Raw genomic sequence first — 19,839 nt, 5'->3', positions numbered from 1 at the left:
TGAGCCCAATGGAAGCCCAGAAGATCGCGGTCGACGCCGTCGTCGCGTTGACCGATTGCGACCGCGACGCCGTCATCGCCTTCATCCGCCGGCTCTATCTCGCCGGCGTAACCGATCCCAAGCGCCTGACCTTCAAGGGTCTCCAGGCGCTGTCGCGGCTCTGATTCGGCTCGTTTCGCCTCAGGTCACCCGTCCTTACTCTCTCGAGCGTGATTGCAACCCACCGGTGAATATCTTGCCGGTCGGGCGGTGTCGGGGTAGATCACGTCCCCGGCTGGATCACTGGGGGAACGGGAGATGCTGAAACAGCTTTTTGCACCGCAGCTCGTCATACTCTATGTGCTGGCGGCGTCGACGATCTACATTCATTTCTGCGGCAAGCACCGGCTGCGCTTTGCGCGCCAGCTCGGCGATCACTCCACCTATCTTTCGCCCTACAACGTGCTGATGTATGCGGGATCGGCGGTGCCGAACAGGCCGGTGATCCCGGTCGATCAGTTTCCCGAGCTCAAGCCGCTCAGCGAGAATTGGGAGACCATTCGCGACGAGGCCGTTCGCCTGTTCGACGAAGGCTTCATTCGCGCAGCGGTGAAGAACAACGATTGGGGTTTCTACTCGTTCTTCAAGAGCGGCTGGAAGCGGTTTTACCTGAAATGGTACGACGACTTTCTACCCTCGGCGCGCACGCTGTGCCCGAAGACGGTGGAGCTGCTCAACTCTATCCCGAGCGTGCATGGCGCGATGTTCGCGATGCTGCCGCCGGGCGGCAAGCTCGGCGCGCACCGCGATCCCTTCGCCGGCTCGCTGCGCTACCACCTCGGCCTCGTCACGCCGAACTCGAACAAGTGCCGGATCCTGGTCGACGGCGTCGAATGCGTCTGGCGCGACGGCGAGGCCTTCATGTTCGACGAGACCTTCATCCACAGCGCGGAGAATGAGACCGACGTCAACCGCATCATCCTGTTCTGCGACGTCGAGCGTCCGATGAAGTACGGCTTCATGGCTGCGATCAACCGCTGGGTCAGCCATCACATCGTCAAGGCGTCGGCGACGCAGAACGTCGACGGCGAGGATGTCGGCGTGCTCAACAAGCTGTTCGGCAAGCTCTACGAGATCCACCTTGCGAGCCGCAAGGTCAAGCAATGGAATCGCAACGTCTACTACACGCTGAAATATTCGCTGACGGCGCTGATCCTCGGCCTCATCGTGGTGTCGGCATTGCGGTGATCGCGTTTGCATGGGGTGGCGAAGCAAACCACCAGCATTTTCTAGTGATGGTGCTTGTGTCCTTCGGAGCTATCAGGGCGCTGGTAACCTCGCAGCTCCGCGTATCGCTGCATTTGGCTCTGATCGAGCAAGGCGGTTGTCGACAGATGATATTTGAGGTGGCTTTCGCGGAGCAGTGCCTGGGTTTCCGAAATAGCAACGAGGGTCGCCTTGAGTGACTCCGGGGTCACGACGCGGGCAGAGAAGAGCCGGTCCAACTCCGTTTCCTGCTCGACAAGCTTGTTACCCAGCGGGACCGCCTCTTGCTTCATGGCATCGAAGAGGCGCTGAACCTGGATGCGCTGATCGGCGGTCAAGTCAAGCCGATCACCGAACTCAAGAACATGGCTCGGACCGGGATATCCGTTGAGTTCGGCGGCAAGCGCCAGGCCCATGCCACGACCTGTTCGAAGATCGTCGACCTGCTGGTGCGACAGCGCCTTGATGGGGCGCTGCTCAAGGCCAGCATAGGGCTGACTGGACTGCGCGCTGGCAGCGTTGCACGAGACCATAAGGGTGGCCGCAAGCAGGATAAGGCGTCTCATGAGCTGGCTCCATGAAATCGGCCCGGGTTCGTTGATCGTCTCCACCGGTGCTCTCCACATATCTTGCTGGACGGTTCGCCCCATGGCAACAAGATTGCCTGATGAGCTGTCAAACATGGAGCAGGCAATGGCCCCGTTGCCAGTTGCGAACACTGAGCTGGTGCAATTCTTCCGCGAGTGGCTGGAAACCTTCGCGGGCTATGTCCGCGAGGTCGACTATGCTTCGGCGCGGCCGCTCTTCCATCCGGATGTGCTGGCCTTCGGCACGCATAACGATGTCATCCCAGGCCTCGATCAATGGGTCTCGACGCAATGGGACAACGTCTGGCCGAAGACGACCGACTTCCGATTCGTGATTGAGCAAACCTCGATCCTGGCATCACGGGACGGCGCGATGGCAACCGTGATCGCGCCGTTCACGAGCACGGGCTATCACCCCGATGGCAGCCCGTTTCCGCGTCCGGGCCGCGCCACCATGGTGTTTTCCTGCAATGCCGAGGGTTGGCTGTGCGTGCATTCCCACATGTCGCTCAATCGCGGCGTGCCGCAGGCAAGCCACGCCGACCGGTCGGTGAAGGCCTGGTAGATCGGCATCGTCCGCCATCGAAATGCAAAAGGCCTCGGACATGTCCGGGGCCTTGTTATTTCGTGCCGCCGTAAGCCTTACTCCGGCTGGCCGATCGACACCTTCAGCGTGCCGACGCCATCGACGCCGCATTCGAGCTTGTCGCCGGGCTGGAGCTGCGACACGCCGGCCGGTGTGCCCGTCATGATGATGTCGCCGGCGGCGAGCTTCACCTGCTGCGAGAGCTGCCAGATGATCTCAGGCACGTTCCAGATCAACTCGGTAAGGTCGCCCTGCTGCGCTTCCTTGCCGTTGACCGTGAGCCAGATCTTGCCCTTGGCGGGATGGCCGATCTTCGATGCCGGCTGCACCGCAGAGCAAGGGGCGGAGCCGTCGAACGACTTGCCGACCTCCCACGGACGCTCCTTCTTGCGCGAGGCGATCTGGAGGTCGCGGCGGGTGAGATCGATGCCGACGGCGTAGCCGTAGACATGGTCGAGCGCCTTGTCGGCGGGGATATTGAGGCCGCCGCTTTTCATCGCGACGATCAGCTCGACCTCGTGATGGAGATCCTTGGTCAGCGGCGGATAGGGAATGCTGGCGCCGTCAGGCACAAGCATGTCGGCGTGCTTGGCGAAGAAGAACGGCGGGGCGCGCTCGTCGTTGCCCATCTCGCGGATGTGCTCGAGATAGTTGCGGCCGACACACCAGATGCGGCGCACGGGATAACGGCCGCTTTCCCCGACAACGGGAAGCGATGCCTGGGCCGGAAGCGGGATGACGTAGGAGGCGGCGTTCATGAAGCGGTCTCGCTGCTCTTGGGGTGAAACGAACTCTATGCGGTTGCGCTGATCGGCGCCAGAGCGCCTGCGTCGTGATGTTGCAGGCGGAAGAACGAAGCGTAGCGTCCGCCGCGGCGGAGCAGCTCGTCATGCCGGCCCTGCTCGACGATCTCGCCGCCCTCGACTACCAGGATCGCATCCGCGTGCATGATAGTGTGCAGGCGGTGCGCGATCACGATGGTGGTGCGGTTCCGGCAGAGATGCTCGATCGCCTCCTGCACTTGCCGCTCGGACTCGGAATCCAGCGCGGCTGTGGCTTCGTCGAGCAGGATGATCGGCGCGTTCTTGATCAGCGCGCGCGCGACCGCGATGCGCTGGCGCTGGCCGCCGGACAGCTGCGTGCCGTGCTCGCCGACCGGCGTGTCGTAGCCGAGCGGGAAGCTCATGATGAAATCATGTGCGCAGGCTGCTTTCGCAGCATCGATGATTTGTTCTTCGGTCGCACCAGACCGGCCGAAGGCGATGTTGCTGCGGATGGTGTCGCGGAACAGATAGACGTCCTGACCGACATAGGCGGTCTGTGCGCGAAGCGATTTGCGCGAGATCGAGCCGATCGACTGGCCGTCGATCACGATGTCCCCTTGAATCACCTCGTAGAAGCGCAGCAGCAGCGCCAGCACGGTCGACTTGCCGCCGCCGGAGGGGCCGACCAATGCGGTGACCTTGCCGGGCTCGGCAACGAAACTCATGCGGTTGAGAACGGTCTCGCCGGTCCGGTAAGAGAAGCTGACGTCGTTGAGCTCGATGCGTGCATCCGACAGTTTCAACGCCGGCTTGTCGTCGTCAGAGTGCTCGCTCGCGGGGCTGTCGACGACTTCGAGCAGCATGCGGGCGCCGACGAGCTGGCTGTTGAGGTCGATATTGAGCCGCGCCAGCCGCTTGGCGGGCTCGGTCGCCATCAGGAACGCGGTCATGAACGAGAAGAACGCGCCGGGCGTGGCGTTGAGCGCGACCACGCTATAGCCGCCATAGAGCAGGCAGCCGGCGACCGCGAAGCCGCCGAGCATCTCCATCAGCGGGTTGGAGCGATTGGCGACGCGGGCCATCTTGTTGGCGTTGCGCTCGACGATCGCGATGTTCTCGTCGATGCGGTTCTGCATGGTGTCTTCGAGCGTGAACGCCTTGACCGTGCGGATGCCTTGCAGCGATTCCTGCATCGTCTCCAGGATGTCGGCGGTGCCGGTGAACTGGTTATAGGCGAGGCCCTTGATGCGCTTGACCAGCTTGCGCAGCACCAGCATTGCCGGCGGCACCACGACGAGGCCGATGAACGACATCACCGGGTCCTGCCACACCATCACGCCGATCATGGCGAGTAGCATCATGAGGTCGCGCCCGACGGCGTTGACCAGCATGTTGAGGACATCGGTGATGGACTTTGCTCCGGCCGTCAGCCGCGCCAAAAATTCCGACGAATGCCGCTCGGAGAAGAATCCGACGCTCTCGCGCATCAGCTTGGCGAACAGCTGGCGCTGGTTGGTGGCGAGGATGGCATTGGAGATCTTGGTCAGGATCACCATGTGGCCGTAAGTCGCCACGCCCTTGATGAAGAGCAGGATCACGGTGATGCCCGAAAACATCGCGATGCCGGGGATGTTCTTGTCGACATAGGCTTGGTTGATGACCTGGCCGAGCACGTAGGTCGCGCCCGCGGTCGATCCGGCGGCAAGCGCCATCAGCGCGAAGGCGACGAGGTAACGCCGCCAGTAGATGACCCCTTGTTCCGTGACAAGGCGGCGAACGAGGACCGCTGCCGCATAGGGATCGTCGGTGATTTTCTTTGGAAACTGGGCCATCCGTAGTCCATTGACGGCACAGGAAAAAAGCCTGCCCGCGCGTCAGGGATCGAACGGCCTCTGTGCCCGCTAAAGCCGCGCTTTTCAAGCCCAATTAAGGACTTGCGCCCGGATGGAATCTAGGCCGAGGCGGCGTGGCGGAGTTCGCCGTGGTGCTCGCGGAACAGCTTGTCCTCCCACGCCAGCGCATGCGCGGCGATGGTCTCGAGGTCGTCGTATTGCGGCTTCCAGTCGAGCAGGCTGCGGATGCGGCTGGTGTCGGCGACCATGGTCATGATGTCGCCGGACCGGCGCGGGGCGTATTGCACGGCGAAGCTGCGCCCGGAAACCCGGCGCACCGCGTCGATGGTTTCCAGCACGGAATAGCCGCGGCCATAGCCGCAATTCAGCGTCGTCGAGGCGCCGCCATTGCGCAAATACGCGAGCGCCGAGCGATGCGCCTGCGACAGGTCCGTGACGTGGATGAAGTCGCGGATGCAGCTGCCGTCCTGGGTCGGATAGTCGGTGCCGAACACGTCGATCTTGGCACGCTGGCCTGTCGCGGCTTCCACTGCGATCTTGAGCAGATGCGTAGCACCGACGGTTGCGAGGCCGATGCGGGCCTGCGGATCGGCACCCGCAACGTTGAAGTAGCGCAAGGTCACGTATTGCATGCCGTAGGCGGCGGCGACGTCGTGCAGCATGATCTCGGTCATCAGCTTCGACGAGCCGTAGGGCGACAGCGGCCGCGTCGGCGCGTGTTCGGGCACCGGCACCAGGTCCGGATTGCCGTAGACAGCGGCGGTCGAGGAGAAGATGAAGCGGTTGATGCCGCGCTTGACTGCGACGTTGAGCAGGTTGCGGGCGGTCATGAAATTGTTGCGGTAATAGCCGAGCGGATCGCGCATCGAATCCGGCACGACCACCGAGCCCGCGAAATGGATGATGCTCTCGATATTGTGCTGGGCGATCACGCCTTCGAGCAGGTTCTCGTCGCCGGCATCGCCAATGAACAGCGGCACGCCTTCGGGCAGATACGCGGAGAAACCGGTGGAGAGATCGTCGATCACAACGACGTCCTCGCCGGCTTCCGCCAGCGCCAGAACCGTGTGACTTCCGATATAGCCGGCGCCGCCGGTGACTAGCACAGTCATGGTCTCACCCGTCTTCATCAACGCTGCAAGTTAACGTCTGCGTGGTGAAGAGGGGGTATCGGCGCGGCTGAACTGGTCACTATACTTAATGTTGCGTATAGGGGGCCAACGAAGCGGAGCGTGACGTGGCGAATTCCCCGAGCGATCTCGAAGTGATCGTGCCAAATCTGCACAGGCGCTATTCCGGGGTCACCGCGACCAACCGGATGGTGGCGCCGCGGCTGGCAAAGCTGTTTCGCGCCGGCTGGTTCGGCTCCGACGCGCCAGAGGGGATCGCGCGGCTGAGCAGTGCAGATCTCCTGAAATTGTGGCGCCGCAAGCAGCCTTTGATCTGGCATGCGCGGCGCAACAACGAGATGATCGCGGGCGTCGTGCTGCGTGCGCTCGGCTGGCCGTTGAAACTGGTCTTTACCTCCGCAGCACAGCGGCACCATAGCTGGATCACGCGCTGGCTGATCCGGCGCATGGACGCGATCATCGCGACATCAGATATCTCGGCCTCGTTCCTGAAAGTGCAGGCGACGGTGATCCCGCATGGCGTCGACACTGACGTCTATGCGCCGCCGCTCGATCGCGCCGCCGCGTTCGCGGAAGCTGCGCTGCCGGGCCGCTATGCGATCGGCTGCTTCGGCCGCGTGCGCGCGCAGAAGGGCACTGATTTGTTTGTCGATGCGATGTGCCGCTTGCTGCCGCGCTATCCAGATTTCACCGCTGTTATCGTCGGACAGGTCACGCCCGAGCAAACTCCCTTTGCGAACGACCTGAAGAATCGGATCGAGGCCGCCGGCCTGCAATCGCGCATCGTCATCACCGGCGAGCTGCCGATCGAACATGTGCAGCGCTGGTATCAGCGGCTGACGATCTACGCCTTCACCTCACGCAACGAAGGCTTTGGTTTGACGCTGATCGAGGCGATGGCAGCCGGCAGCGCGCTGGTCGCCGCGCGCGCCGGCGCGGCCGAGCTCGTGGTCGAGGATGGCGTGACCGGTGTGCTGATCCCGACCGGTGACGCGGATGCGCTGGCGGCAGCGCTGGAGCCGCTGATGGGCGATGTGGCCACCGCGATCGCTATGGGTGAGCGCGGGCGGGCACGGGTGCTCGAACGATTCAGCCTCGATGCGGAAGCGGCGCGTATCGGCGAGGTCTATCAGCCGCTGCTCTGAGCCGGCGCTGTCGTGACCGCAAACAAAAACGCGAAAACAACCCCATGCACAGTAGCCGGGGACAGCGAAATCAATGGCTTGGCGGCGGGTCGATGTCTGCTGATTTTACGAAACCAATTTGACTCGTCGGGCAAAACACTGGCAGGATGTCACCATCGGCGCAGCCCCCAATGGCCTCAAGTCGTAACGCGCATCCCAGCCTCACCCAGCACCCGCTCCGCAATCTCCACCACCTCGTTCGCCGCAATATCCCGCATGCAGCGGTGGTCGTTCATCTTGCAGATCGTGCTCTGGCAGGGTTGGCACGACAGCACGCTCTTGTCCTGGACCACGGTCGCGGCAAGGCCGTTGAGGGGCGCCCAGAGGTAGGGACTGGTCGGGCCGAAGATGCCCATGGTGGGCGTCCCCAGCGCGGCCGCGATGTGCATCAGGCCAGAATCGTTGGAGATGGCGACGCCCGCGGCGGCCATGGCGAGGACGCCATTGCGGAGGTCGTTGCCGGTGAGGTCGCGGACGCCCGGGCCGCCCGCCGCGACGATCTCCTGGGCGAGGCCCTTTTCCGCGGGACCGCCGATCACCCAGACCTCCATGCCGCGCGCGGCCAGCAGCCGGGCGGCCTCAGGATAGTAGGTCCAGCGCTTTGAGGCGCCGACCGAGCCGGGGGCGAGCGCCACCGCGGCGCCCGCGCTGAGGCCGTTGGCTTGCCGCCAGCGGACAATGTCCTCGGTTGGCACCCGCAGCTGCGGTACCGGCCATTCCGGGGGCAGGGGGGCGCCGTCGGGCTGGGCGAGGGCGGCGTTCTTGTCGATGAAGCGGGGCAGTTTCTTTTCGCCCCAGCGCCAGCGGTTGAGCAGGCCGAACCGGAATTCGCCGACGAAGCCGACCCTTTCCGGAATCCCGGCCAAAGCGGGCGCGATGGCGGCCTTCCAGGTCCGGGGCAGCACCAGGGCGGTGCCGTAGTTCCGCTCGCGCAGGAGCTTCGCCAAGCCGAGCTGGCGGCCCACGGCGAGTTGGCTGCGCGGCAGGTCCCAGACGACGCCCTCGCGCACGCCGGGCATGTAGTCGACTAGAGGAGCGCACAGGGATGTCGTCAGGAGATCGATCGGCCGGTTCGGCCAGCGCTCCTTCAGGACCCGCACCACGGTGTGATTCCGGACGAAATCGCCGATCCACATGTACGGGACGATCAGGATCGGGCGGGTGTCGCTCCGATCTGTATCTCCGCCAAATTGCGAATCTTTGTTCATTCGTTATATTGGACCGTGGGTTCGCTGATGTGGCGGTTCGGTTAGCCGCTCCGGGCCGGCAGGTAAAGCCGGCAGGAGCGGCAATCCCAAAACCGCTTACACTTTGGCGGATCATGCGCTAGGGCAGGACCGGGCCGCAAAACTTCGGGCAGGCGAAATCTGGCGGGGAAGTTGGAATGTTGCTGGTGACCGGCGGAGCCGGTTTTATCGGATCGAATGTCGTCGCCGCGCTGAACGAGGCCGGCCGTAGCGACGTCGTGGTTTGTGATTTCCTCGGCAACGACGGCAAATGGCGCAATCTCGCCAAGCGGCAGCTTGTGGATATCGTGCCGCCGGCTGAGCTGCCGGACTGGCTGAAGGGCCGCAAGCTCGATGCCGTGATCCATCTCGGGGCGATTTCCGCGACCACCGCGACAGAGGGCGATCTCGTATTCGAGACCAACTTCCGCCTGTCGATGCGCCTCCTGGACTGGTGCACGGCGAATGCGGTGCCGTTGATCTACGCCTCCTCGGCGGCGACCTATGGCGACGGCGAGGCAGGATTTGACGACGACAGCTCTGTGCCTGCGCTGAAAAAACTGCGGCCGATGAATCTCTACGGCTGGAGCAAGCACCTGTTCGATCTCGCCGTCGCCGAGCGCGCGGCGAACGGCGAGAAGCTGCCGCCGCAATGGGCCGGCCTGAAATTCTTCAACGTGTTCGGCCCCAACGAATACCACAAGGGCTCGATGATGAGCGTGCTGGCGCGCCGCTTCGACGACGTCAAAGCGGGCCGCGTCGTGCAATTGTTCAAGTCGCATCGCGAGGGCATCGCCGACGGCGATCAGCGCCGCGATTTCATCTGTGTCGACGACGTCGTGCGCGTCGTCATGTGGCTGCTGGCGACGCCGTCGGTGTCCGGCATCTTCAACGTCGGCACCGGCAAGGCACGCAGCTTCAGGGATCTGATGCTCGCGGCCTATTCCGCGCTCGGCGCGAGGCCCAACATCGAATATATCGACATGCCCGAGCAGATCCGCGGCAGCTACCAGTACTTCACCCAGAGCGAGGTCGATCGCCTCCATTGCGCCGGCTATAATGGTGGTTTCACGACGCTCGAGGACGCGGTGAAGGCCTATGTCGGGGATTACCTCGACCGGCCCGACCGCTTCCGCTGAGGCCCATCACCATGCCGACGCCCATTCTCGATTTCGATGCCCTCGCGCAAGCCATCTCAGGCCGCACGGTGCTGTGCATCGGCGACATCATGCTGGACGAGTTCGTCTATGGCGAGGTGTCGCGGATCTCGCCGGAAGCGCCGGCGCCCGTCCTCGCGGCGCAGCGCAGCGAGATCCATATCGGCGGTGCCGGCAATGTCGCGCGCAACGTCGCTTCCCTCGGCGCGCGCTGCATTTTCGTCGGCCTCGTCGGCGAGGATGATGCGGGCAGGCAGCTCGCCTCGGCGCTTGCGGAGCAGGGTGCAATCGAAAGCGTGCTGGTGTGCGATCCCTCGCGCCCGACCACGCGAAAGGTCCGCTTCGTCTCCGAGCATTTTTCCACGCACATGCTGCGCGCGGATTGGGAGCAGGCACAACCTGCCTCCGATACGATCGAGACCAGGCTGATCGAAGCGATCCTGCCGCAGATCCCGCGCGCCGACATCGTGCTGCTCTCCGACTACGCCAAGGGCGTGCTGACCGCCCGCGTGATCCGCCACACCATCGACGCCGCGCGAAAGCTCGGCAAGCCCGTGATCGTCGATCCGAAGAGTCTCAATTGGGCGATCTATCGCGGCGCGACGCTCCTCACGCCCAATCGCAGGGAATTTTCGGAGGCGACCAGAAGCCGCGCCGACACTTCACAAAGCATCGTCGATGCAAGCGAGGACGTGATGCGGCTCGCCGATTGCGAGGCGATCCTGGTCACGCAAGGCGAGCACGGCATGACGCTGGTGCCGCGCAACGGCGAGGCCGTTCATGTTCCGGCGGTCCCGGTCAAGGTGCGTGACGTCTCCGGCGCCGGTGACACCGTCGCCGCCGCGCTCGCGGTGTCGCTCGCCACGGGCGCGGACTGGGATACGGCCCTGCGCATGGCCAGTGCCGCCGCCGCCGTCGCCGTCGGTAAGCAGGGCACCGCCACCGTGAGCACGGCCGAGCTGAAGCGAAAGATATTGCCGCATGCCTATCTCGCGGCCGAGGAGAAGATCGTGCTCGAGCCTGATACGCTCGACACGCAGCTCGCGGAATGGAAGAGCCAAGGCCAGCGCATCGGCTTCACCAATGGCTGCTTCGACATCCTGCATCCCGGTCACGTCAAGGTGCTGACCGCGGCGCGCGCCGCCTGCGACCGTCTCATCGTGGGCCTCAACAGCGACGCCTCAGTGCGGCGGCTGAAGGGCGCCGATCGCCCCGTTCAGGACGAGCGGGCGCGTGCGGAAGTGCTGGCGGCGCTCGAAGCCGTCGATCTCGTCGTCATCTTCGAGGAGGATACGCCGATCGACCTCATCACCCGCATCAAGCCGAGCGCGCTGGTGAAGGGCGGCGACTACACCCGCGAGCAGGTGGTCGGCCATGAGGTCGTCGAAGCCGCGGGCGGAACGGTCGTGCTGGTCGACATCCTCCGGGGCTTCAGCACGACGGCGCTGGTTCATCGCGCGCGCGGAGAGGGCAAGTGACGACGCTCGCGGGGGAGACGACCGGCCAGGTGCTGTGGCGGCGTCTGCGCAGTCCGGCGGCCTGGTCCGAGACGGTTGATCTGTTCGCGATCCTGACTGCGGCCTCGCTGCCATGGTCGACGTCGCTTGCGGCGATCTTCAATGTTTTGATGCTGCTCTGCATGGCGCCGTTTCTCGACATCCGCGAGTTCCTGCAATCGCTCAAGCGCCCGATCTGCGCGGCGCCGATTGCGCTGGTCCTGCTCGCACTGGTGGGGACGCTGTGGTCGGACGCGGCCTGGGGCGCGCGCTTCTACGCGGTCAATCCGACCGTCAAGCTGCTGGTGCTGCCGATCCTGCTCTATCACTTTGCGCGCTCGCCGCGCGGACATTGGGTGTTTGTCGCGTTCCTGGCGTCGTGCGCGCTGCTGTCGGTGATGTCCTGGCTCGTCGCCTTCTACCCCGACCTCGCGCTCAAGTCGGACCGCGTCGAACGCGGCATCTTTGTCAAGAACTACATCGACCAGAGTCAGGAGTTCGCGCTCTGCGCGGTCGCGCTCGCCTATCCGATCGTGCAGTTGCTGCGCCAGAAGCGTTACTGGATCGCCGGGCTGCTCACGGTGCTTGCGCTCAGCTTCTTCGTCAACATGGCCTTCGTGGTGGTGTCGCGCACTGCGCTCGTCACTGTTCCGATCATGTTCGGTGTGTTCGCGTTGCTTCATCTGAAAAGGCGCAGCATCGCGATCATCTCCGCCGCCCTGCTCGTGGGCGCGGTTCTCGCCTGGCAGGCCTCGCCGCAATTGCGCAAGACCGCCGACAGCTTTGCCAGCGACTACACACGCTATGTGGAAAACGGCGCGCCGACCTCGGCCGGCTTGCGGCTCGAATTCTGGCGGAAATCCCTCAGCTTCTTCGCGGAAGCGCCGATCAAGGGGCACGGCACGGGCTCGACGCGCGGATTGTTCGAGCGGGCCGCGACGCCGGGCGTCGGCCTGTACCAGGCATCATCCGAGGTGATCGGCAACCCGCATAACCAGACGCTGAACGTTGCGGTGCAATGGGGCATCATCGGAATTGTTGTTCTCTACGCTATCTGGATTCTGCATTTGCTGTTGTTTCGCGGCGACGGGCTGGCAAACTGGGTCGGCCTCCTGGTCGTGGTCCAGAACGTCTTCACCTCGCTGTTCAATTCCCATCTGTTCGACTTCCACGAGGGCTGGATGTACGTCATCGGTGTCGGAGTTGCCGGCGGCATGGTGATTCGGGCCCAGCAGGCCGAGACGAAGGCGGCGGAAGCCGGTTCCTGAACGGCCGCGTGTTGAGCAGCAAGCCTTGACTGGCAAGCCTTGACTGGCATGTCTTGCCGAGATGGGTTATCAGCGCGGTCAGGTTGCACCTAACTGGATTTTCATCGGTCAGCGGATGACGCGTCTTTCGCATCTCACCTTGCGCAATTTCTTCATCGCGCTCCACGACCTGCTGGCGACCACGGCGGCGCTGTTCGCTGCCTTCTATCTGCGCTTCGAGGGCGGCGAAGGTTTCTTCGACCGCCTGCCGCTGCTGATCCAGATCCTGCCCTATTTCCTCGCCTTCAGCGTGGTCGTGTTCTTCGTCTTCAACCTGACCACGACGAAATGGCGCTTCATCTCACTGCCCGACGCGCTGAACATCATCCGCGTCGCGACCGTGCTGACGGTTGCGCTCCTGGTGCTCGATTACATCTTCGTCGCCCCCAACGTCCGCGGCGCCTTCTTCCTCGGCAAGGTGACGATCGTCCTCTATTGGTTCATCGAGATCTCCTTCCTCAGCGCGTTGCGCATGGCCTACCGTTATTTCCGCTATACGCGGGTGCGGCGTCAGGCCCGCATCGGGGATGCCGCGCCGACGCTGCTGATCGGCCGCGCCGCGGATGCCGAGGTGCTGTTGCGCGGAATCGAGAGCGGGGCGATCAAGCGCATCTGGCCGGTCGGCGTGCTGTCACCGTCGAGTTCCGATCGCGGCCAGTCCATCCGCAACGTCCCGGTTCTGGGGGGCGTCGATGACATCGAGGATGTCGTCGCCGACTTCGCCAAGCGCGGCAAGCCGATCGCGCGCGTGGTGATGACGCCGACGGCATTCGAGCCGGAGGCCCATCCCGAATCGATCCTGATGCGCGCGCGCAAGCTCGGCGTGATCGTGAGCCGCATGCCCTCGCTCGAGAGCGGCGACACGCCGCGGCTCACCGCCGTCGCCGTCGAGGACTTGCTGCTGCGGCCGAGCGAGACGATCGACTATGCGCGGCTCGAGGCCCTGATCGAGGGCAAGGCCGTGATCGTCACCGGCGGGGGTGGCTCGATCGGTTCCGAGATCTGCGAGCGTGTCGTCGCGTTCGGCGCCGCGCGCCTACTGATCGTGGAAAATTCCGAGCCCGCGCTCTACGCGATCACGGAAGCGCTCGCGGCGCGCGGCACAGCTGCTTCGATCGAAGGGCGGATCGCCGACATTCGCGACCGTGAGCGCATCATGCGCCTGATGGCCGACTTCAAGCCGGACATCGTGTTCCATGCCGCCGCGCTCAAGCACGTGCCGATCCTCGAGCGCGACTGGAGCGAGGGCGTCAAGACCAACATCTTCGGCTCGATCAACGTTGCCGATGCCGCGCATAGTGCCGGCGCCGAAGCCATGGTGATGATCTCGACCGACAAGGCGATCGAGCCGGTGTCGATGCTCGGCCTCACCAAGCGCTTCGCCGAGATGTATTGCCAAGCGCTCGACCATGATCTCGCGGCGGGTCACGGCGGCGCGAGGCGGTCGATGCGGCTGATCTCGGTCCGGTTCGGCAATGTGCTGGCGTCGAACGGCTCGGTGGTGCCGAAGTTCAAGGCCCAGATCGATGCCGGCGGCCCCGTGACGGTCACGCATCCCGACATGGTCCGTTACTTCATGACCATTCGCGAGGCCTGCGATCTCGTCATCACGGCGGCAACGCATGCGCTCGGAACACAGCGTTCGGACGTGTCAGTGTACGTGCTCAACATGGGCCAGCCGGTGAAGATCGTCGATCTCGCCGAGCGCATGATCCGCCTCTCTGGCTTGCAGCCGGGCTACGACATCGAAATCGTGTTCACGGGCATGCGGGCCGGCGAACGCCTGCACGAAATCCTGTTTGCCTCCGAGGAGCCGACCCGCGAGATCGGCGTCGCCGGCATCATGGCCGCGCAGCCGAACGAACCGCCGATGCAGACGCTGCGCAAATGGATTGCGGCGCTGGAGCAGGCGATCGCGCGCGACGATCGCGCCACCATCAGGACCATCCTGAAGGACGCGGTTCCGGAATTCGGGTCGACCGCGGCCTGACCATGCAGCCTCGAGGCAAGATCGTCGTCGCGAGCCAGCATTATCCGCCTGATCCGAGCACGACGGCGGCGATCATGGCCGAGATCGCCTGCCGCATCGCCGGGGATCACGAGGTCGTCGTGCTGTCGGGCTCATCAGGCGCGCTGCCGGCGTCGCTGACCGGGCCCGGCAAGCCGCGCGTCGTCGCCGTCAAGAACCGTATCGCAGGCAAGGCGGCGCTGGTGCGGCGCGGCGCCTCCGAGCTGCTGTTCGCGGCGCGCACGTTCCTGGCGTTGACACGGGAGCTGAGGCGAGGTGACGTCGTGCTCACCGTCACCGCGCCGTTCATGCTGCCTTATGCGGTCGCGGCGGCGGCAAGGCTGAAGGGCGCGCGCTCGGCGCTGATCATGCACGACCTCTTCCCCGACGTGCTGGTGATGGCGGGCCTGCTCAAGCCCGGTTCGATCGTGACCATGACGATGCGCGCCGCCAACAGCCTGATGTTCCGCGCGCTCAATGCCGTCATCACCATCGGCCGCGATGCGGAACGGCCGCTGCTGAGCTATTCCGGCATGACGCGGAACAAGATCCGCTTCATCCCGAACTGGGCGACGCTCGCGCCCGCACCCCGCCCGGTGACGGCGGACAATCCGTTCCGCAAGGCGCATCGCGCGCGTTTCATTGTCGGCCTGTCGGGAAATCTCGGCTTCACCCACGATCCGGAGATCGTGTTCGAGGCGGCGCGCCTTTTGAAGGACGATTCGGACATCCGCTTCCTGCTCTCCGGCTGGGGCATCGGCTTCGAGCGGCTGACGCAGTTGCAGGCCGAAGCGAACTTGCCCAATGTCTCCTTCGTGGCGCGGGTCGAGGATGCCGAGCTCGAGGCATTCCTGGCGGCGGCCAATCTCTGGATCATTCCGTACCGGAAGGACGTTGCGGGAGTGTCGGTGCCGAGCCGGTTCTACAATCTGCTGGCGGTTGGCCGTCCCGTGGTGCTGGTCTCCGAGCCGGAGGCCGAGGCCGCGTTGACGGTGGTGGAGAACGGGCTGGGCTGGGTCGTGACGCCGGGCCGTGCCGATCAACTGGCCGAGGCGATCCGCGCGGCGTCTCGCTCCGACGATGTCACTATTGCGGAGCGCGCGGTGAAGGCGGCAGCGAAGTTCGATCGCGTCACCGCGATGAACGCCTATGCCGCCGTGGTCGACGAATTGCTGCGCAACCCCGAACTGGCGGAGCAACGATGAACGAGCCCAAGCCAGTCGTACTGGTGACGGGGGCGAGCGGTTTCGTCGGCCGTCATGTCGTGCCCGCGCTGGCGCGCGAGGGATGGTCGGTCCGCCGCGCGGTGCGCAGCCCGGAAGGCATGGACGACGAGGTCGTGATCGAGACGATTGGCCCCGAGACCGACTGGCAGGCCGCGCTTCAAGGCGTCGACGCGGTGGTCCATCTCGCCGCGCGCGTGCATCACAAGCACGAGGAGCATGCGGTCCAGCTCTACCGCAACGTCAACATTGCCGGCACGCTGCACCTGGCGCGCAGCGCGGCGACGGCTGGCGTGCGCCAGTTCATCTTCGTCAGCACAGTTCTCGTGCACGGCCGCAGCAACGAGGGCCGCGCGCCGTTCAGCGAGGACGATATCCTGACGCCGCGCGGCCTCTATGGCATGTCCAAGGCCGCGGCCGAGGCGGGCTTGAAGACGCTGGCGCGCGATAGCGCCATGAAGATTTCGGTGATCAGGCCGCCGCTGGTCTATGGTGCGGGCGCCAAGGGCAATTTCGCGCTGTTGACGCGTGCCGTGAACCTCGGGCTGCCGCTGCCCTTTGCCGCGATCCACAATCACCGCGCCTTCCTTGCCGTGCAGAACCTGTCGTCGTTCATCCTGCGCCGGCTCTCCCATCCCGATCCCACGAGCAACTACGAGATCTTCCTGGTGGCCGACAAGGAGCAGGTCTCCACGCCCGAATTCATCGAGCGGCTGGCGAAAGCTGCCGGCAAGAACTCGCGGCTGTTCGGCATGCCGCCGGACCTGCTCTCAACGCTGCTGAGCGTGATGGGCCGGCAGGATACGCATGACAGCCTGATCGGCTCGCTCGAGCTCAACCTCGCCAAGGTGACCGCAACCGGCTGGCAGCCGCAGGTCTCTCTCGACGATGGCTTGCGGCTGGCGCTGTCGGCTCAGGACGCCTGAGGGCGGGAGAAACGCCGCAGCACAAATCCGATCGCGATCGCGCCGGCGAGCAGGGAGAGAAGCGTGATCGCGATCGCGCCGGCGCGCACGGTGGCGATGGCAAGCAATGCCAGCACGAGGTTGAGCACGAACACTTCGCGAATCACTTGCGGGACCGTGAAGGCGTTGTCGGTGGCGCGCTGATAGAAGTGCGAGCGATGCGCCGACCAGAACTGTTCGCGGCGCGCGATGCGGCGAAACAGCGTGATGGTGGCATCCGCGAGGTAATAGGCCGGCAGCAGCAGCGCTGCGGCTGCTTGTCCGTGCCAGGCGAGTTCGAGCAGGCACCATCCGAGCAAAAGGCCGATCGGCAGGCTGCCGACATCGCCCAGGAAGACTTTTGCGAGCGGCTTGTTGAACGGCGCAAAGCCGAGCACGGCGCCGCACATCGCCGCGGCGATCAGCGCGGCCGGCCAAGACAAATCGCCGAGCAGTCCCAGCAGCAGCAGCGCCGCGGTGACGGGCACGACTTCCGCCGCCGTCATCAGGTCGAGCCCGTCCATGAAGTTGACGAGGTTCACGAACCACACGCCCGCCAGCAGGATGAGGCCGCGCTCCAGCGCCAGCGGCAGCGCCGGCGCGATGCGCGCGGTCTCGGGCGCGGTGAACACGACGGCGCCGACCGCGGCGGCCTGCAGCACGAGCCGCACGAGCACCGGCAGCGACACGATGTCGTCAGCAAATCCGACCAGGGCGATCAGGATCGTCGCAGCGATCAGCGCGGGTGGAATCGCGACGTTCGCCCAGGCTGCCCAGGCAGATGCGACCAGCAGCGTCGCGGCGATTACCGCGATGCCCGCACCCTGCGGGGTCGGAATACGATGCGAGGACCGCGCGTTGGGGCGCGCCAATGCGTAGCGCTGGAGCAGGGGGCGGCTGGTCCAGGTGATGGCGGCCGACACCAGCGCGGCAATGGCAACGGCAAGCAGCGAGGGTAGGGCGCCGAGCGCGTCAACGGCCGCGTTCACTCCGGCACCCCGAGCGGCGCCGACCCCTGCGCGGCTTTCTCCGCGCTGAGGATCCAGACCAGGCCGCCGATTGCGCCGACGATGAAGTACACGGCGCCGAACAGGAGCGAGACGTTGACGCCCTCGTTGGTGGCAAGTCCCGCGAAGCCGAACGCGAGGCCCATGGTGGCTTCACGCACGCCCCAGCCGGCGATCGAGATCGGCATCATCGTGATCAGCATCACCGGCGGTACGAGCATAAAGACGTCGCTGAAGCCGACCGGCGCCGCGATCGACTGCACGACGCACCAGGCGACCACGACGGCCAGCACATGCACGGCGAGCGACAGGATCACGACCGCCGGTCCGCGCGAGCGGCTGAAGATCACGCGGTTGGCGATCACGGCACAGGCGTGAATGTGATGCGTGGCCCACCAGGTTTTCAGCCAGTGCCATTTCAGCGCGCCGAAGACCAGGAAGCCGAGACCACCCGCGAGCGCCGCGAGGTCGACGAGCAGCAGCGCCGAGCGCCCGTGCGGATCGGCGATGAGGGCGTAGCTCCAGGGCAGGCTCGCGACGATGATGATCGCGAGCGCGATCAAACCGATCGCGCGGTCGACGAAGATCGAGTAGGTCGCAGCGCGCCAGCCGGCGCCCGCGCGCGCGACGAGCCAGAGCCGGACCGCATCGCCGCCGATCGCCGACGGCAGGGTCTGGTTGAAGAACGATCCGATCACGTTGTAGCGCATGGCCCGGCCGAGCTCGAGCGGCGCGCCGCATTCCGCGCTGATCTCGCGCCAGCGCAGCACGCCGACGAAGATTTGCAGGAACGTGATCGCGATTGCCAGGCCGATCCAGAACAGGCTGGTCACGGTGAAACGCGAAAACAGTTCGGACAGATCGACCTTGCGCAGCGCCAAATAGAGCAGCGCTCCGGAAATCAGGATCTTGGCCGTCGACAGCAGGATTCGGCGCATTTCGCCCGCGTGAACAAGGGATTTGAAACCACCCGACGCGAGGCGCCGAATTCGGCCGCTTTGGTATGGTTTTGGCGTCGATCTTGCAATAGCGGTTATTAAGAGTTCTCATGAACAGCCTCATGCAGGGTGGCGGAGCTATTGCGCTCCCCGCTAGAGAGGCCTCACGGGCGAAGGATTTCTCGGGAACAGAATGACGGATCAGGCGATTTTGATTACGGGTGCGGCCGGTTTCATCGGCTTTCACGTCACCCGGCAGCTTCTGAGCGAGGGCCGGCCCGTCGTCGGGCTCGACAATCTCAACGGCTATTACGACCCGGCGTTGAAACAGGCGCGCCTTGCGCTGTTGCGCGGGGATTCCCGTTTCTCCTTCGTTGAGGCCGATCTCGCCGACCGCGAGACCATCGCGGCGCTGTTTGCGCGACACCGATTTGCCAAAGTCGTGCATCTCGCGGCCCAGGCCGGCGTGCGCTATTCGATCGAGCAGCCGCACGCCTACGCCGATTCCAATCTCCAGGGCTTTCTCAACGTGCTGGAGGGCTGCCGGCACAATGGCTGTCGTCATCTCGTCTACGCTTCGTCATCCTCCGTTTATGGCGCCAACACAAAACTGCCATTTGCCGTGCAGGACCGGACCGACCATCCCGTGAGCCTCTACGCCGCGACCAAGAAGGCGAACGAGGTGATGGCGCAGTCCTACAGCCATCTCTATCGGCTGCCGGTCACGGGCCTGCGCTTCTTTACCATCTACGGCCCCTGGGGTCGGCCCGATATGGCCATGTTTCTGTTCGTGAACGCCATCATGGCCGATCGGCCGATCCGGCTCTTTAACCATGGCAAAATGCGTCGCGACTTCACCTATATTGACGACGTCACCCGCGTGGTGTCCAAGCTGATTGATCAGGTGCCCGCGGATGACCCGGCTGCCGCAAATGCGCCGTCTAAGGTCTACAATGTCGGCAACCACCATCCGGAAGAACTGATGCATGTCGTCGGACTTCTGGAGCAGGAGCTGGGTCGGACGGCGGTCAAAGAATTGCTGCCGATGCAGCCGGGAGACGTTTTGGAAACGTTCGCGGATGTCTCGGACCTGATGCGCGACACCGGCTTTGCACCGTCAACGCCGATTGCGCACGGGGTTCGTAATTTTGTCACCTGGTATCGGGACTACTTCAAGGTTTGAA

General features: G+C 64.6%; 18 protein-coding genes. 11 read left to right on the top strand and 7 right to left on the bottom strand.

Translation table 11 applies throughout. From position 1 onward, the window contains the following. The first annotated feature begins 8 nt into the window (after nucleotides 1-8). A complete protein-coding gene (locus ABIB00_RS28710) occupies nucleotides 9-164 on the top strand; it encodes a hypothetical protein (protein WP_247352127.1) in 156 nt (51 codons plus the stop codon). A gap of 133 nt (nucleotides 165-297) precedes the next feature. Then, a complete protein-coding gene (locus ABIB00_RS28705) occupies nucleotides 298-1,227 on the top strand; it encodes an aspartyl/asparaginyl beta-hydroxylase domain-containing protein (RefSeq protein ID WP_354106666.1) in 930 nt (309 codons plus the stop codon). 41 nt (nucleotides 1,228-1,268) lie between these two features. On the opposite strand, the gene ABIB00_RS28700 is transcribed toward ABIB00_RS28705, so the two are convergent. Next, a complete protein-coding gene (locus ABIB00_RS28700) occupies nucleotides 1,269-1,856 on the bottom strand; it encodes a Spy/CpxP family protein refolding chaperone (protein WP_354106665.1) in 588 nt (195 codons plus the stop codon). Nucleotides 1,857-1,938: 82 nt separating this feature from the next. Between ABIB00_RS28700 and ABIB00_RS28695 the strand changes: the two genes are divergently transcribed. Further along, nucleotides 1,939-2,397 carry a YybH family protein gene (locus ABIB00_RS28695; RefSeq protein WP_354106664.1) on the top strand — a complete coding sequence of 153 codons (459 nt, stop codon included), beginning with the start codon at nucleotides 1,939-1,941 and terminating at the stop codon, nucleotides 2,395-2,397. A gap of 77 nt (nucleotides 2,398-2,474) precedes the next feature. On the opposite strand, the gene ABIB00_RS28690 is transcribed toward ABIB00_RS28695, so the two are convergent. The 3 genes from ABIB00_RS28690 to galE form a co-directional block, all read right to left on the bottom strand. Then, nucleotides 2,475-3,176, bottom strand: a complete 702-nt coding sequence (locus ABIB00_RS28690; RefSeq protein ID WP_354106663.1) for a fumarylacetoacetate hydrolase family protein — start codon at nucleotides 3,174-3,176, stop codon at nucleotides 2,475-2,477. 35 nt (nucleotides 3,177-3,211) lie between these two features. Then, nucleotides 3,212-5,014 carry an ABC transporter ATP-binding protein gene (locus ABIB00_RS28685; RefSeq protein WP_247443635.1) on the bottom strand — a complete coding sequence of 601 codons (1,803 nt, stop codon included), beginning with the start codon at nucleotides 5,012-5,014 and terminating at the stop codon, nucleotides 3,212-3,214. 119 nt (nucleotides 5,015-5,133) lie between these two features. Continuing rightward, nucleotides 5,134-6,147 (bottom strand): UDP-glucose 4-epimerase GalE, encoded by a 1,014-nt coding sequence (gene galE, locus ABIB00_RS28680; protein ID WP_354049923.1) that lies wholly within the window; start codon nucleotides 6,145-6,147, stop codon nucleotides 5,134-5,136. 125 nt (nucleotides 6,148-6,272) lie between these two features. On the opposite strand from galE, the gene ABIB00_RS28675 reads away from it, so the two are divergent. Next, nucleotides 6,273-7,310: a glycosyltransferase family 4 protein gene (locus ABIB00_RS28675; protein ID WP_354106662.1), complete on the top strand. Its 1,038-nt coding sequence runs from the start codon at nucleotides 6,273-6,275 to the stop codon at nucleotides 7,308-7,310. Between the two features lie 176 nt (nucleotides 7,311-7,486). On the opposite strand, the gene waaF is transcribed toward ABIB00_RS28675, so the two are convergent. Then, nucleotides 7,487-8,557, bottom strand: a complete 1,071-nt coding sequence (gene waaF / locus ABIB00_RS28670) for a lipopolysaccharide heptosyltransferase II (protein ID WP_354106661.1) — start codon at nucleotides 8,555-8,557, stop codon at nucleotides 7,487-7,489. 176 nt (nucleotides 8,558-8,733) lie between these two features. On the opposite strand from waaF, the gene rfaD reads away from it, so the two are divergent. The 6 genes from rfaD to ABIB00_RS28640 all read left to right on the top strand — a co-directional run bounded on the left by rfaD (nucleotide 8,734) and on the right by ABIB00_RS28640 (nucleotide 16,692). After that, entirely contained in the window at nucleotides 8,734-9,714 is a 981-nt protein-coding gene (gene rfaD / locus ABIB00_RS28665; protein ID WP_354106660.1) for an ADP-glyceromanno-heptose 6-epimerase, read from the top strand. 11 nt (nucleotides 9,715-9,725) lie between these two features. Then, nucleotides 9,726-11,210: a D-glycero-beta-D-manno-heptose-7-phosphate kinase gene (gene rfaE1 / locus ABIB00_RS28660; protein ID WP_354106659.1), complete on the top strand. Its 1,485-nt coding sequence runs from the start codon at nucleotides 9,726-9,728 to the stop codon at nucleotides 11,208-11,210. Beyond that, nucleotides 11,207-12,496 carry an O-antigen ligase family protein gene (locus ABIB00_RS28655; RefSeq protein WP_354106658.1) on the top strand — a complete coding sequence of 430 codons (1,290 nt, stop codon included), beginning with the start codon at nucleotides 11,207-11,209 and terminating at the stop codon, nucleotides 12,494-12,496. Before rfaE1 ends, ABIB00_RS28655 begins: the two co-directional genes overlap by 4 nt. A 115-nt stretch (nucleotides 12,497-12,611) precedes the next feature. Beyond that, on the top strand, nucleotides 12,612-14,525 hold the full coding sequence (locus ABIB00_RS28650) for an SDR family NAD(P)-dependent oxidoreductase (RefSeq protein ID WP_354106657.1): 1,914 nt from the start codon (nucleotides 12,612-12,614) through the stop codon (nucleotides 14,523-14,525). 2 nt (nucleotides 14,526-14,527) lie between these two features. Next, a complete protein-coding gene (locus tag ABIB00_RS28645; protein ID WP_354106656.1) occupies nucleotides 14,528-15,748 on the top strand; it encodes a glycosyltransferase family 4 protein in 1,221 nt (406 codons plus the stop codon). Further along, on the top strand, nucleotides 15,745-16,692 hold the full coding sequence (locus ABIB00_RS28640; protein ID WP_354106655.1) for an NAD-dependent epimerase/dehydratase family protein: 948 nt from the start codon (nucleotides 15,745-15,747) through the stop codon (nucleotides 16,690-16,692). Before ABIB00_RS28645 ends, ABIB00_RS28640 begins: the two co-directional genes overlap by 4 nt. On the opposite strand, the gene ABIB00_RS28635 is transcribed toward ABIB00_RS28640, so the two are convergent. Both ABIB00_RS28635 and ABIB00_RS28630 read right to left on the bottom strand, forming a co-directional pair. Then, a complete protein-coding gene (locus ABIB00_RS28635; RefSeq protein ID WP_354106654.1) occupies nucleotides 16,680-17,699 on the bottom strand; it encodes an MraY family glycosyltransferase in 1,020 nt (339 codons plus the stop codon). The genes ABIB00_RS28640 and ABIB00_RS28635 overlap by 13 nt on opposite strands. Then, nucleotides 17,696-18,655: a lysylphosphatidylglycerol synthase transmembrane domain-containing protein gene (locus ABIB00_RS28630; RefSeq protein WP_247443624.1), complete on the bottom strand. Its 960-nt coding sequence runs from the start codon at nucleotides 18,653-18,655 to the stop codon at nucleotides 17,696-17,698. Before ABIB00_RS28630 ends, ABIB00_RS28635 begins: the two co-directional genes overlap by 4 nt. A gap of 193 nt (nucleotides 18,656-18,848) precedes the next feature. Between ABIB00_RS28630 and ABIB00_RS28625 the strand changes: the two genes are divergently transcribed. Beyond that, nucleotides 18,849-19,838 carry an SDR family NAD(P)-dependent oxidoreductase gene (locus ABIB00_RS28625; RefSeq protein ID WP_354106653.1) on the top strand — a complete coding sequence of 330 codons (990 nt, stop codon included), beginning with the start codon at nucleotides 18,849-18,851 and terminating at the stop codon, nucleotides 19,836-19,838. Nucleotide 19,839: the final 1 nt, after the last annotated feature.

This window comes from Bradyrhizobium sp. LB14.3 (assembly GCF_040547985.1).
Classification (GTDB): Bacteria; Pseudomonadota; Alphaproteobacteria; order Rhizobiales; family Xanthobacteraceae; genus Bradyrhizobium.
This window is presented reverse-complemented; position numbering and strand designations above follow the sequence as displayed.